The 14,154-nt window shown below is 74.5% G+C and carries 5 protein-coding genes; 1 reads left to right on the top strand and 4 read right to left on the bottom strand.

Annotated elements, in window-relative coordinates; genetic code table 11:
* From DTB53_RS32000 to DTB53_RS31990, 3 genes are all read right to left on the bottom strand, one after another.
* Positions 1–1,153: ABC transporter transmembrane domain-containing protein (locus DTB53_RS32000; RefSeq protein ID WP_146777737.1), on the bottom strand; the 1,153-nt coding region annotated here is incomplete at its 3' end.
* On the bottom strand, positions 1,150–2,028 hold the full coding sequence (locus tag DTB53_RS31995; RefSeq protein WP_012377799.1) for an alpha/beta fold hydrolase: 879 nt from the start codon (positions 2,026–2,028) through the stop codon (positions 1,150–1,152). The genes DTB53_RS32000 and DTB53_RS31995, both read right to left, overlap by 4 nt.
* 8 nt (positions 2,029–2,036) lie before the next feature.
* Positions 2,037–2,786: a siderophore-interacting protein gene (locus tag DTB53_RS31990; RefSeq protein WP_042495434.1), complete on the bottom strand. Its 750-nt coding sequence runs from the start codon at positions 2,784–2,786 to the stop codon at positions 2,037–2,039.
* Positions 2,787–2,974: 188 nt separating this feature from the next.
* Here DTB53_RS31990 and DTB53_RS31985 point away from each other — a divergent pair, with 188 nt between their 5' ends.
* A complete protein-coding gene (locus tag DTB53_RS31985; protein ID WP_202549280.1) occupies positions 2,975–3,964 on the top strand; it encodes an ABC transporter substrate-binding protein in 990 nt (329 codons plus the stop codon).
* 70 nt (positions 3,965–4,034) lie between these two features.
* Here DTB53_RS31985 and DTB53_RS31980 read toward each other — a convergent pair whose 3' ends face one another.
* Complete coding sequence (locus tag DTB53_RS31980) at positions 4,035–14,150, bottom strand: non-ribosomal peptide synthetase (protein WP_256656860.1); 10,116 nt, start codon at positions 14,148–14,150, stop codon at positions 4,035–4,037.
* Positions 14,151–14,154: the final 4 nt, after the last annotated feature.

Genomic DNA, 14,154 nt, shown 5'->3' with positions numbered 1-14,154 from the left:
CGGAGCCGGTGGGGCCGGTCACGGCGACGAGCTGGCCGGGGCGCACGGTGAGGTCGACCGGGGCCAGGATCAGGTGTCCGTCGGCGCTGTGGCCGACGCCCTCGGCGGTCAGGTCGCCGGTCGCGGGCAGCGGCGCCGTTCCCGGGGCCCGGTCCGTGGGGTGCGGCAGCAGGACGTCCTGGAGGCGGCGGGCCGCGGTGGTGGCCTGGCTGAGCTGGCTGATCCGCAGGGTGATGACGCCGACCCACAGGACGAGCATGCTCATCCAGCTGGTGAAGGCGACGATGCCGCCGACGGACATGGTGCCGCGCAGCACGGCGACACCGCCGAGGCCGAGGCCCGCTCCGATGGCAAGGGCGGGCACGAAGGGTGAGAGGGCGGCCCAGTCGGCGGAGACGCGGCCGGTGATCAGGGTGTGCTCGGTGACCGCGGCGCTGCGCTCGTGGTGGCGTCGTACCAGCGCGGGTTCACCGCCGAGTCCGCGTACGGCGGCGCTGGCGGAGAGCAGTTCCTCGACGGCGTCGGCACGGCTGCCGTGGGCGGCGGAGAGTGCGGTGTTGGCCGCGCCGAACCGCCGGGGGAACCAGTAGGTGTTGATCCACACCAGGGGCGGCACGCACAGGAGGCAGATCAGGGCGAGAAGCGGGTCGAGCCGCATGATCGCGACGATCATGACGGCGAAGCCGGTGACGCCGGTGACGAACGAGGCGACGCCGGAGAGCCAGCTGCGGACCAGGTCGACGTCGCGGGTGCCGCGCATGCCGAGGTCGCCCTCCCCGTAGCGGGCGAGGGCCCGGGCGTCGAGGTGGGCGACCCGGTCCGCCAGGGCGATGTAGAGACGGTTGCCCTGGGTGGTGGCGAGGAGGGTGGAATACCAGCCGAGGACCATTTCCGCGAGGGCGGCGAGGATGCCGGCGCCCACGATGGCCAGGGCCCAGCGGAGCAGGGCTGAGCTGTCCTCGTGGACGATTCCCTGGTCGACGGCGCGTTCGATGAACCAGGGCAGGGCGATCAGGGCGAGCTGGTAGACGAGTCCGCCGAGGACGGCGAGGGCGGCGAGGGCGGGGCGGTCCCGGAGGCAGCCCGCGAGGAGTCTCAGTCCGTCGCGGGCGGTGGGCTCGTACGGGCCCGGTCGTTCGGCCGTGGCGTTCACGCTCCACCCCGTGCGGATGCGGTGACGGGTGCGGGCCGGCCGGGGGTGGCGGGGCGCGCTGCCCGGGGGTGGCGGGCGAAGAAGTCGAGCATGAGGGCGTTGACCTCCGCGGGGCGTTCGAGATGGCCGTAGTGGCCGCAGCGTTCGAGCTCGGCGTAGCGGGCTCCGGGTACGGTGTCGGCGATCTCCCGCGTGGCCGCCGCCGGAATCATGACGTCGTCGGCGAAGCCGACGCACAGGAGCGGCACGTCGAGCTTCGCGTACCGGGGCAGTTGGTCGACGTCTCCCATGGCCTCGTACTGGGCGCGGACGCCGGGGCCCGTCACTCCCCCGGCGTAGGTGAAGACTTCGAGCCAGTCCCGTACGGCGGCGCCGTCGCGCAGGGTGTGGGGCGACAGGTAGCACAGGGCCTGGAAGACGGCCCGGTGCGATGCGGGGACGGCGGCCCCGCTGTCGTGCAGGTCCGCGGCCGCGCGGGCGACGGCGCCGCCGAAGGTGTCGAGGCGGGCCCGGCCGGCCATCAGCACGGCCTGGCTGACGAGTTCGGGCCGGCTGAGGAGGAGTTCGCCGACGACGGACGCGCCGAGGGAGAAGCCGACGACGCGGCAGGGCGGGAGCGCGAGGTGCTCGATCAGCGCGGCGAGGTCCGCGGCCATGGCCTCCAGGGTGATGCCGCCGGGCGGCAGGGCGTTCGGCGGGATGCCCCGGTTGTCCGGGGCGATGACCCGGTAGCCCGCGGCGACCAGGGCCGGGGTCTGGTGGGCGCGCCAGGCGGTGCGGGTGGCCCCGGAGCCGTTGACGAGCACCACGGGCTCTCCGTGTCCGCCCGAGTCGTCGTAGACGAGGTCGAGTCCGTTGAGGGGTGCGGAAGGCATGGTGGGGGTCAGACCTCGCTGTCCTGGGTTTCGCCCTGCGTCCAGTAGGCGGTCAGATGGGTGTCCGCGCGGCCGAGTCCGCGGACGTGGACGAAGTGGTGGCGCAGGTCCCGCATGACACCGCGTTCCGCGCCGCCCCACACGCGCCCCCGGCCTTCCGGGAGGTGGAGTGCGGTGGCGTGTCGGCGCAGGAGTTCGCCGTGGTCGCGCCCGTCGCGGTGGAGCCAGGTGACGGTGGCGTCGGCCGGGGTGGGGAGGGGCTGTTCCTCGGCCGGGTCGGCGACCTCGACGGCGGCCAGGACGCGGTGGCCCGGGGGGAGTTCTTCGAGGATCGCGCCGATGGCGGGCAGGGCCGTCTCGTCGCCCAGGAGGAGGGTCCAGTCGGTGACGGGGGCCACCGGGTAGGCGGGGCTCGGGCCGAACCAGATCACCTCGTCGCCCGGCCGGACGCGCTCGGCCCAGCCGGAGGCGAGCTGTCCGGGTCCGTGGAGCACGAAGTCCATTTCGACTTCGTGGAGTTCGGGACGGTGGTCACGGATGGTGTAGCGGCGCAGGCGTGGTTTGGCGGTGGGCAGCAGGGCCCGGGCGGCCTCGGTGGTGAAGGGGCGCGGCAGTTCGACGTGGGGCTCGTAGAAGTAGAGGGCGACATGCTGATCGCTCCCATTGCTGACGAACTCTGACAGGTCGTCACCTCCCAGAGTGAGCCGCACCATGCCCGGGGTGATGCGTCGCGCTCTGCGCACGGTGGTCACATGCATGCGCCCTGGCCTGCGGTTTCGGTGAGTTTCGGTCGCGACCGTGCTCATGGCGTGCGGACTCCTCGTTGCTGTTCGGGATGGTCGGCTCCCTGAATCCTGCCCGGAAGCGATAGGTTAGGCATACCTTACTTCTGGCAGCGTCCTGATGCGGCCGGAAGATCTCTCTGTTTCTCAACGAAGGAGTGAACATGGCACGTTCACGTATCCTGTCCGGTCCGGTGGAGCGCAGGCGCGTCCTCGGCGGACTCACGGGTGCCGCGGCGGCGTTGGGGCTGACGGCCTGTGGCGTGAGCGAGTCCGACGACAAGGCTTCTAACGGCGGCTCCAAGGAGTCCTCCGGCGCGGGGACGCGCAGCCTGGAGACGGACAACGGGACCGTGAAGGTCCCGCAAAAGCCCGAGCGGGTGGTGGTTCTGGAGAACTACGACGCCCTGATGCTCCTGGATCTCGGACTGGTCCCGGTCGGCGTCCCCGACGGCGCGGCCAACCCTCAGCTGCTGCCCGAGGATGTGTACGAGCAGCTCAAGGACGTCGACACGATCGGCGCCTCGGGCACGCCCAACTCCCAGGCCATCGCGGCCCTCAAGCCGGATCTGATCATCGATCAGTTCTACAAGGAGAAGTCCGCCCCGCTCAGGACCATCGCGCCGGTGGCCTTCTACGACTGGCACACCAGCGGGGCGTTCTGGAACGAGCAGATCGCCAAACTGGCGAAGGCGGTCAACCGCGAGAGCCGGCTGGCCGAGAAGAAGCAGGAGTACGAGCGCCGGCTCACGGAGGTGCGGACCGCCTACCGCAAGCAGATCGAGACGACCACGTGGGCCCCGCTGAGCGGCGGCCCCAACGGCAAGTTCTTCCTGGGGACGCCGCTGGTCACCGTGATGCGCGATGTCGGACTGCGGATCGGGGCCGGGCTGCCCGAGAAGGAGGCCGGGTTCGTGCCCAAGAGCTACGAGGAGATGGACGTCCTCAAGGACTGCGACGCCCTGATCTACTCGGTGCAGGCAGACGGCAGGCCCACGCCCACGACCCAGCAGTTGCTGGACCACAAACTGTGGAAGGGCGTTCCCGCCGTCAAGGCCGGGCGGGCGTTCCCCTCGCGGCACTTCGTGATGGCCAACTACAGCTTCGCGATCGCCACCGTCGACGAGATCGAGGGCATGCTCAAGAAGATGTAGCGGTCCGCGGGACCTCGCGGCCCGTCGGCGGCGTGCGCCGCCGACGGGCCGCTGTGCGCGGTGGGACGGCTCAGCCACCGGAGTGCGCGTCCTGCCGCCGCAGTCCGGCGGCGAGGCCGGCGGCCGTGCGGTGCCGGAAGACGTCCCGGGGAGCCGCTTCCCAGCCCCCGGACCGCAGGAGACCGGCCAGCCGCACCGTGACGACGCTGTCGCCGCCGAGGGCGAAGAAGTCGTCGTCGGCGCCGATCCGGGGCAGCGCGAGCACCTGGGCCATGGCGGCGCAGACCGCGCGCTCCCGCTCCCCCACCGGCTCCCGGCCGCCGGCCGCCGCGCCGAAATCGGGGGCGGGCAGCCGGTCGCGGTCCAGCTTGGCGTTGGCGGTCACCGGCAGCGCGTCCAGCAGCACGACCGCCGCCGGGACGAGGTGGCCGGGCAGCCGCTCGGCGAGCCAGGCCCGCAGGGCGAGCGGGTCGGGGGCCCCACCGGGACGGGGCACCCCGTACGCGACCAGGCGGCGCACCCCGGCGTCCTCCCGGGCGACGACGGCCACCCGGGAGAGCTCCGGATGGGCGGCGGCGACCGTCTCGATCTCGCCCGGCTCGATCCTGAAGCCCCGGATCTTCACCTGGTCGTCGACGCGGCCGAGGAACTCCACCGCCCCGTCCACCGTCCAGCGCCCCAGGTCGCCCGTCCGGTACAGCCGGCCGCCGTCGGCGCCGAACGGGTCCGCGACGAAGCGTTCCGAGGTGAGCGCGGCCCGGCCGCGGTAGCCCCGGGCCAGTCCGGCCCCGGCCAGATACATCTCCCCCGGCACTCCGGGCGGTACGGGCCGCAGTCCCGCGTCCAGCAGGTGGACCCGGGCGTTGTCCACCGCCCGGCCGATCAACTGGCGCTCGCTGTCCCGGACATGGGCGATCATCGCGTCCACGGTGCCCTCGGTGGGGCCGTACAGATTGACGACGTCGGTACCGGGCAGCTCCCGCAGCCGGGCCCACTGGCCGTCGGGGACGGCCTCGCCGCCGACGCCGAGCAGCGGCAGCGGGCAGCTGCCGCCCTCGGTCAGCCCGGCCTCCTCCAACTGGGCGAGGACGGTGGGGGCGACCTCGATGAAGTCGATGGCGTGGTCGCGCAGATAGCGGTGCAGCCGGTCCGGGTCGCGCTGGACGTCCTCGGTCAGGACGTGGACGCAGTGGCCGTGGAACATCCACAACTGGGGCTGCCAGGAGGCGTCGAAGGAGAACGACCAGGCGTGCCCCACGTGCAGGCGGGAGCGGCCGGTGCGTTCGACGACCGGTTCGTACAGGGCCCGGCGGTGGCTGTGGAAGAGGTTGACGACACTCCGGTGGGTGACGACGACGCCCTTGGGGGTGCCGGTGGAACCGGAGGTGTAGATGAGGTAGGCCGGGTTCTCCGGCCGCAGCGGGTGCGCCCGCTCGGCGTCGGTCGGCGGCCGGACGGAGCGGGTGGCGAGCGCCGCCCGCGTCCCGGGGTCGTCGAGGAGCACGGTGGCCGGATGCCCGGCGCGGCCCGCGAGGGCGGTGGTGGTGAGCAGGACGGCCGGTGAGGCGTCGGCCAGCATGAACACCACGCGTTCGGCCGGGTAGTCGGGGTCGAGCGGCAGGTAGGCGGCCCCGGCCTGGTGCACGGCCAGGATGCTGATGAGCATCTCCTCGGTGCGCGGCAGCATCAGCGCCACGAGGTCCTCGGGCCCGACTCCCCGGGCGATCAGCTCGTGGGCGAGCCGGGCGGCGCGCTCGGTGACGTCCCGGAAGCTCAGGACCGTGTCGCCGCGGACCAGCGCCGGGGCCCCGGGGTCGACGGCGGCCGCCTCGGCGAAGAGGCCGGGCAGGGTCTGCTCCGGGTGGGGCCGGGGGGCGGGGTTCCAGTCGTCCAGGATGCGGCGGCGTTCGTCCGGGGCGAGGGCCTGGAGGCCGTGGACGCGGGTGTCGGGGCGGCTTCCGATGTCGGCGAGCAGGTGGGCGAACCTCTCCATCAGGGCGGCGGCCCGCTCCGGCCCGAAGAGGTCGGGCCGGTATTCGAGGGTGAGGTGCCCGCCGGGGACGACGGCGAGGGTCAGCGGGTAGTGGGTGGCGTCGGTGTGCTCGCTGCCGGTGACGGTCAGTTCCCCGGACCGCTCGGCGCGGCGCAGTCCTTCGCCGTCGACGAAGTAGTTCTCGAACACCAGCAGGGTGTCGAAGAGTTCGCCCGCTCCGGTGCTCCGCTGGATGTCGGCCAGGCCCAGGTGCTGGTGGCCGGAGAGCTTCGCCTGCTCCGCCTGGAGCCGGGCCAGGGCCTGGCGCACGGTGCCGCCCGCGCGCAGGTCGACGCGGACGGGGAGGGTGTTGATGAAGAGGCCGGTCATGGTCTCGACGTCATCGATCTCCGGCGGCCGTCCGGAGACGGTGGCGCCGAAGACGACGTCATCGCGCCCGGTGTGCCGGGCGAGCAGCAGGCCCCAGGCGAACTGGATCACCGTGTTGAGGGTGACGTCGGCGCTCCTGGCGAGCGTCTGGAGGCGTTCGCGCAGTGTCGCGTCGAGCCGGTGCTGGATCCGGTCGGGGAGGGCGGGGCGCCTGCCGGGGTCGGCGGGTGCGATGAGGGTGGGCTCCGTGACCCCGTCCAGGGCCGACCGCCAGGCGTCCTGGGCGGCCCGCTCGTCCTGGGCGGTGCGCCAGGCCAGGAAGTCCCTGAACGACCTCCGGCGCAGCGGGGGTTCGGCGGGACCGGTGAGAGAGGCGTACAGCGACAGCAGTTCCTGGATCAGGACGGGCACCGACCAGCCGTCGAGGATCGCGTGGTGGTTGGTGACCAGCAGGGCGTGTTCCCCCTCCCCCGTGCGCACCAGCCGCAGGCGCAGCAGGGGCGGTGCGGTGAGGTCGAAGGGCCGGGTGCGGTCGTCCTCCGCGAGGGCCCGCAGGGCCTCCTCGCGGGCGTGGGCGGGCTCGGGGCGCAGATCGTTCTCGGACCAGTCGGGCGCCACGCCGTCGAGCACGGTCTGCACGGGACGGCCGCCCGCGGCGACGAAGGCGGTGCGCAGTCCGGGGTTGCGGTCGAGCAGGTCGGCGGCGGCGCGGCGCAGGGCGGCCGGGTCGAGCCGGCCGGCCAGGCGCAGGACGAGCTGCATGGTGTAGACGTCGATGTCGTCGCCGGCGAGGTGGGTGAGGGCGTAGAGCCCTTCCTGGAGCGGGGTGAGCGGCCAGACGTCCCGGAGCCCGGGCGACCGTGCCTGGAGGGCGTCGACCTGCCCCTGGTCCAGGCGTACGAGGGGGAAGTCGGACGGGGTGTGGACCGGGTCGGACGGGGTGTCGGCGAGGGTGTGCAGCGCCTCGCACCACAGGTCCAGCAGGCGTTCGGTGTCCTCGGCGTCGAGGATGCCGGTGGCGTACGTCCACCGGGTGGCGAGCCGGGGGCCGTCCGGGCCGTCGACGGTGGAGGCGATGATCTCCAGCGGGAAGAGTACGGGGACGGTGTTGCGGACCGGTCGCAGGGCGGGGAGCGCCTCCGGGGCGGGCGACCAGGCGGCGGGCTCGGCGCCCTCGGCCCTGCCGGCGGGTCCGGGGAAGCGGCCGAGGTAGTTGAGCACGACCTCCGGCGTGCGGGAGGGGCCGGCCGGATCGTCCAGGTGGTGGAGCAGCCCGTGGCCGATCCCCCGGTCGGGGGTCTCCCTCAGATGCTCCTTGACGGCCATCAGGGCACGGAGGGCCTCGTCACCGGCCGTCCCGGCCGACGGCGAACGTCCCGGGGCGCCGAGGTCGGGCGCGACGGGGTACCAGCTGGTGAACCACCCTACGGTGGTGGACAGTTCGGCTCCCGGCATGGCGTTCTCCTCGCGCCCGTGCCCCTCGACGGCGATCACGTCGCGCCCGGCCCGCCGGCCGCGCTCCCGGCGCCGGCGGTCGAGGGCGAGGGCGGTGGCGGCCACGAGGACGTCGTGGACGGAGCCGTGGACGGCGGCGGGGACCCGGGTGAGCAGCGCGCGGGTGAGGTCGGGGTCCAGGGTGCGTTCGAGGTGGGCGACGGTCTCCTGGGTGTCGAGGGCCGGGTCGAGGGGGCGGGCTCCGAGGGCGGGTACGTCGCGTTCCTCGCGGGCCCGCCAGACGGGGGCCTCGGCGCGGCGGGCCGGGGCGGTCGCGGCGTCGGCGAGGCCCAGGGCCCACTGCCGGAAGGAGGTGGAGCCGCCGGGCGGGGCGGCCGGGTTTCCGGCGAGGACGTCGTCGTGGGCGGCGGCGAGGTCGGCGGTGAGGATCCGCCAGGAGACCCCGTCGACGGCGAGGTGGTGGACGACCAGGACCAGCCGCCCGCCGCGGCCCGGGCCCCGGTCGCACCAGACGGTCCGGACCAGCTCGCCCGCGGCCGGGTCCAGTTGGTCGACCGCCTCGGCGGCCAGGGCGGCGGTCAGCTCCGCCGCGCGCTGCGCGCTCTCCGCACCCGCGTCCACGTGGAGCAGCACCGGTTCCGGGGCCGGGTCGGCGGGGCCGGGGATGTGCAGGGCCCGGTCTCCCTCCTCCCCCACCAGGGCGGCCCGCAGCATGGGGTGACGTTCCATCAGCCTGGTGAGGGCTTCGGTCAGGGTGGCGCGGGTGGCCTCCGGCGGGGTGACGAGGTGGGCGTACTGGTGGAGCCCGTCGATCGGTCCGTGCTGGAGCGCCCACCGCATGATCGGGGTGAGCGGCGCCCGCCCGGCCGGGTCCAGCCGGGGTACGGAGGTGGTCCCGGCGGTGGCGGCGGCGCGCGCGAGCGCCGCGGGGGTCTTGTGCTCGAAGACGTCCCGGGGGGTGAGGGCCATTCCGGCCCTGCGAGCGCGGGCGACCAGTTGGATGGAGAGGATGCTGTCGCCGCCGAGGGCGAAGAAGCTGTCCTCGGCTCCGGCGGCCGGAATGCCGAGCAGTTCGGCGAAGACGGCGGTGAGCACCGCCTCCCGGATGCCGCGCGGGGCGACGGCGGAGGCCGTGGCGGCGAGGTCGGGGGCGGGCAGCGCTGTGCGGTCGAGCTTGCCGCTGGGGGTGAGCGGCAGGGCGTCCAGGGTGATCAGGGCGGTGGGCACCATGTGGTCGGGGAGCCGTCGGGCGATGCGCTCGGTGATCTCCCGGGGGTCGGGCGCGGTGCCGGTGGCGGGGACGAGGTAGCCGGTGAGCACGGGCCGGCCGGGGGTGTCCTCGCGCAGGACGACGGCGGAGGCGGCCACCCGCGGCTCCTCGGCGATGACGGCCTCGATCTCGCCGAGTTCGACGCGCAGGCCGCGCAGCTTGATCTGGCCGTCGGTCCGGCCGACGTAGACCAGCGCGCCGTCCGCCCGGCGGCGTACGAGGTCGCCGGTGCGGTAGAGGCGTTCACCGGGGGCGCCGAAGGGGTGGGCGACGAAGCGGTCGGCGGTGAGGCCGGGCCGGCCGAGGTAGCCGCGGGCCAGCTGCGGCCCGCTCAGGTACAGCTCGCCGGTGACGCCGTCCGGGACGGGGCGGAGTCCGGCGTCCAGGACGTACGCACCGGTGTTGTGGACGGGGGTGCCGATGGGGACGCTCCCGCCCGGCTCCCCGGTGGCCTCCCAGGCGGTGACGTCGATGGCCGCCTCGGTGGGGCCGTACAGGTTGTGCAGGCTCGCGCCGGGCAGGACGGCGCGCACCGTCCGGGCCAGGGCCGCGGACAGTGCCTCGCCGCTCGCGATGATCCGGCGCAGTCCGGTGCAGTGGGCGGCGCGGGGCTCGGCGGCGAACGCGGCGAGCATCGAGGGGACGAAGTGCACGGTGGTGACGCCGTGCCGGATCACGGCCTCGGCGACCTCCGCCGGGTCGCGGTGGAGCCCGTCGGGCAGGACCACGAGGGTCGACCCGGTGAGCATCGGCAGGAAGAACTCCCAAACGGAGACGTCGAATCCGGCCGGCGTCTTCTGCAGGACGCGGTCCTCGGGGCCGAACGGGAAGTGGCCGGCCATCCAGCGGAGCCGGTTGACGAGGGCGGTGTGGGTGACGACGACGGCCTTGGGGCGGCCGGTGGAGCCGGAGGTGTAGAGGACGTACGCGGCGTGCTCGCCGCGCAGTCCGGGGTGGACGCCGACGGGCGCGGCGGCCGCGCACGCGGCCCTGGCGTCCGGGGCGTCCAGCTCCAGGACGGGGACATCGCCGGGGACGGGCAGCCGCTCCCGCAGGGCGGTCAGGGTGATCAGGAGGCGCGGTCCGGCGTCGGCGAGCATGTGGGCGACGCGGTCGGCCGGGTGGTCGGGGTCGACGGGCACGTAGGCGCCGCCCGCGCGCTGCACGGCGTGCAGGGCCACGACGAGGTCGGCGCTCCGGGGCAGGGCCACGGCGACGCGTGTCTCGGGGCCGACGCCCCGGTCCCGCAGGAGGGCGGCGAGGCGACCCACACGCCCGTCGAACTCCTCGTAACCGAGGCTGATCCCGTCGTCGATCAGGGCGGGGGCGGTGGCCCCGGCGGCGTACCGCTCGGCGAGGAGCCGCGGCAGGGGCGCGTGCGGCAGGGGCCGCTCGTCGCCGGTGGACGCCGCGAGCACCCCGGCCCGCTGCGGGGGGCTGAGCACGGCGGCCCGGTGCACGGGGAGTTCGGGGCGGGCGACCAGGGCGGCGAGGAGGGTGACGTAGCGGTCGGCCAGCGCCTGGGCGGTGGTGTGGTCGAAGAGGCTGGTCTGGTAGATCAGCATGCCGGTGATCCCGGCTCCGTCGGGTCGCTCGGCGAGGGTGAACTGGAGGTCCAGCTTGGCGACCCCGGGGTCCGCGCTGACCGGGGTGGCGTCGAGGCCCGGCAGGGTGAAGGTGTCGTCGCCGGAGACGTTCTGGAAGACCAGCATGACCTGGAAGAGGGGGTTGCGGGCGAGGGTTCGTTCGGGTGCGACGATGTCGACGAGCTGTTCGAAGGGCAGGTCCGCGTGGTCGAAGGCGGCCAGGTCGGTGTCCCGGACCCGGGCGAGCAGTTCGTGGAAGGTGGGGCGGCCGCTCAGGTCGGTGCGCAGGACGAGGGTGTTGACGAAGAAGCCGATGAGGTCGTCGAACTTCTCGTCGGTGCGGCCGGCGACCGGCGTGCCGAGGGGGATGTCGGTGCCCGCCCCGTGCGCGGAGAGGAGCACGGCCAGGGCCGCCTGGACCGCCATGAAGACGCTGGTGCCGTTGCGGGCGGCGAGGCTCCGCAGATCGGCGTGGACCGCCGGGTCGACGGCGAAGGTGACGGTGGCCCCCTCGTGGGTCTCCTCGGCGGGGCGCGGCCGGTCGTAGGGCAGGGCGAGTTCGTCGGGGGATCCGGCGAGCGTCCGCTCCCAGAAGGCGGCCTGGCGGGCGACCTGGCTGGTGGGGTCGGTCAGTTCGCCGAGCGCCTCGCGCTGCCAGAGCGCGTAGTCGGCGTAGTCGACCGGGAGCGGCTCCCAGGCGTGGTCGGCGCCGGTGACGCGTGCGGTGTAGGCGGTGCGGAGGTCGTCGACGAGGGGGCGCATCGACCATTCGTCCCCCGCGATGTGGTGCAGGGTCAGGGCGAGGACGTGGTCGTTCCCGGTGCGCAGGAGCTGGGCCCTGAGCGGGATCTCCTCGATGATGTCGACGGGTCGCGTCACCCGGGCCCGCAGGGCCGCCGCGAGATCGGCCTCGGCGACCTCGGCGACCTCGGCGAAGGACCGGTCGCAGGCGGCGCGGGCGCTCTCCTCGTCGAGGATGTGCTGGTGGGGCAGGCCGTCGGCGTCCGGATAGACCGTGCGCAGGCTCTCGTGGCGGGTGACGACGTCGCCGACCGCGAGTCGCAGCGCCTCCCGGTCCAGCTCGCCGCCCAGGCGGACCACGATGAAGAGGTTGTACGTGGCGCTGGGGCCGTCCAGGCGGTGCAGGAACCACAGCCTGCTCTGCGCGAACGACAGCGGGATGCGCTCGCCGGGGCGTCGTTCGCGGCGCACGGGGGCGGTGCGGGCGGCCGGGCGCGGCAGCACGGTCCCGGCGAGTGCGGCCGGGGTGGGGTGCTCGAAGATGTCGCGCAGCGCGACGTCGACGCCGAGGGTGGAGCGGAGCCGGTTGGCGAGCTGCATGGCGAGCAGCGAGTGTCCGCCGAGGTGGAAGAAGTCGTCGTCGGGCCCGGCGCGGTCGAGGCCCAGGACGTCGGCGAACAGCTCCCCGAGGACGGCCTCGCGGGCGTCCCTGGGCGCACGGGTCCGCTCCCCGCCGGAGGCCTGGGGCGCGGGCAGGGCCGCCCGGTCGACCTTGCCGTTGGGGGTGAGGGGCAGGGCGGGCAGCCGCACGACCACCGAGGGGACGAGGTGCTCGGGCAGCCGTTGTGCCAGATAGGGGCGCAGCTCGGTGGCGGCGCCGGTGACGTAGGCGACGAGCCGCACGGAGCCACTGGGGTCGGGCAGGCCGACGACGACGGTGTCGGTGACCTCGGGGTGGCTGCGCAGGGCGGTCTCGATCTCGCCGGGCTCGACGCGGTGGCCGCGCACCTTCAGCTGGTGGTCGGTGCGGCCGAGGACGCGCAAAGTGCCGTCGTCCTGGATGCGGGCCAGGTCGCCGGTGCGGTACATCCGGTCGCCGGGCGCGCCGAAGGGGTCGGCGGTGAACCGGGAGGCGGTCAGCGCGCCCCGGCCGAGGTAGCCGCGGGCGAGGCCGGCGCCGCCGATGTACAGCTCGCCGGGCACGCCGGGCGGCACGGGCCGCAGCCAGGTGTCGAGGACGCGCAGGGCGGTGTTGCGCAGGGCGTGGCCGACGTGCGGGGTTCCGCTGTCGGGGGCGAGGTCGGCGGCGGTGGACCAGATGGTGGTCTCGGTCGGCCCGTAGAGGTTGAGCAGCCGCGCTCCCCCGCGCGCGAGCCGGTCGGCGAGGTCGGCGGGGAGCGGTTCGCCGCCGCTGAGCACGCAGAGGCCGTCGAGCAGCCCCGGGGCGGCGTCGATGATGCCGCGCCACAGGGACGGGGTGGCCTGGAGGTGGGTGGCCCGGGTGCGTTCGGCGAGGCCGGACAGCAGCAGCGGGTCGAGGACCTCCTCCCGCTGGGCGAGGACGACGGCGGCGCCGGTGACGAGCGGCACGAAGAGTTCCAGGGCCGCGATGTCGAAGCTGACGGTGGTCACGGCCAGGAGCCGGTGTCCGGGACCCGATCCGAGGGTCTTGGCGATGGCGTCGAGGAGGTTGGCGAGGGCCCCGTGGGTGACGACGACGCCCTTGGGGTTCCCGGTGGAGCCGGAGGTGTGGATGACGTAGGCGGTCGACTCCGGGTCGGGGGCCGCGCCGGGCAGTTCGGCGCGGGTTCCCCCGTGCGGTCCGGGGGCGAGGACGGGGTGGCCGGGGCGGATCACCAGCAGGGGGTCGGAGTCCGCCAGGAGGTGGGCGACGCGGTCGGCCGGGAAGTCCGGGTCGACGGGGACGTACGCCGCTCCGGTGGCGGAGACCGCGAGCAGGACGGCGACCAGGTCGGCGCTCCGGGGCAGCGCGACGGCGATCAGCCGCTCGGGGCGGGCTCCCAGCTCCCGCAGCCGTCCGGCGACGGCGGTCACCCGGGCGGCGAGGTCGGCGTAGCTCCATTCCTCGTCGCCCGCGATCAGCGCGGTCGCCGCGGGGGTCTCGGCGGCGCGGCGCAGGAAGCGTCCGGCGAGGCCGAGCGGGGTGACGGCCCGGGCGGGCCCGTCGAGCCGGGTCGGTTCCGCGAGGGCGGGCAGGACGGTGGCCGCGGTGCTCTCGGGGTGGTCGACGAGCTGTTCGAGGACGGAGACCAGCTGCGCTCCGATGGTCGCGACCCGGTCGGCGGTGAGGAGTTCGGGGCGGTGGTCCAGGGCGAGCGCGAGGCGGTCGCGGCCGGGCAGGGCGACCAGGACCAGCGGGTAGTGGGTGGCGTCGTGTCCGCGGGCCCCGGTGACCTGCAGCCCGGCGGCCTCCTCGGTGCGGCGCAACTGCTCGGCGTCGACCGGGAAGTTCTCGAAGAGGACGAGGGTGTCGAAGAGTTCGCGGTGTCCGGCGAGGCGCTGGAGTTCGGCCAGCGGCTCGTACTGGTGGTCCATCAGCAGGGCCTGCCGTTGCCCCAGTTGCCGTACCAGGGCGGCGAGGGTCTGGTCGGGGCGCGGGGTGACCCTGGTGGGGACGGTGTTGATGAACAGGCCGATCATGTCGTGCGAGCCGTCGAGGTCGGCGGGGCGTCCGGAGACGGTGACGCCGAACGTGACGTCGGTGCGGCCGGTGAGCCGGCCCAGCAGCAGGCCCCAGGCGCCCTGGAGCACGGTG

The sequence above is a fragment of the Streptomyces griseus genome (genome assembly GCF_900460065.1).
In the GTDB taxonomy this organism is placed as follows: Bacteria; Actinomycetota; Actinomycetes; order Streptomycetales; family Streptomycetaceae; genus Streptomyces; species Streptomyces griseus.
This window is presented reverse-complemented; position numbering and strand designations above follow the sequence as displayed.

What these genes read in the sequence shown, in the direction of transcription:
- DTB53_RS31995 (WP_012377799.1), bottom strand. Translation starts at nt 2,028, where the DNA reads ATGCCTTCCGCACCCCTCAACGGACTCGACCTCGTCTACGACGACTCG.
- DTB53_RS31990 (WP_042495434.1), bottom strand. Translation starts at nt 2,786, where the DNA reads ATGCATGTGACCACCGTGCGCAGAGCGCGACGCATCACCCCGGGCATG.
- DTB53_RS31985 (WP_202549280.1), top strand. Translation starts at nt 2,975, where the DNA reads ATGGCACGTTCACGTATCCTGTCCGGTCCGGTGGAGCGCAGGCGCGTC.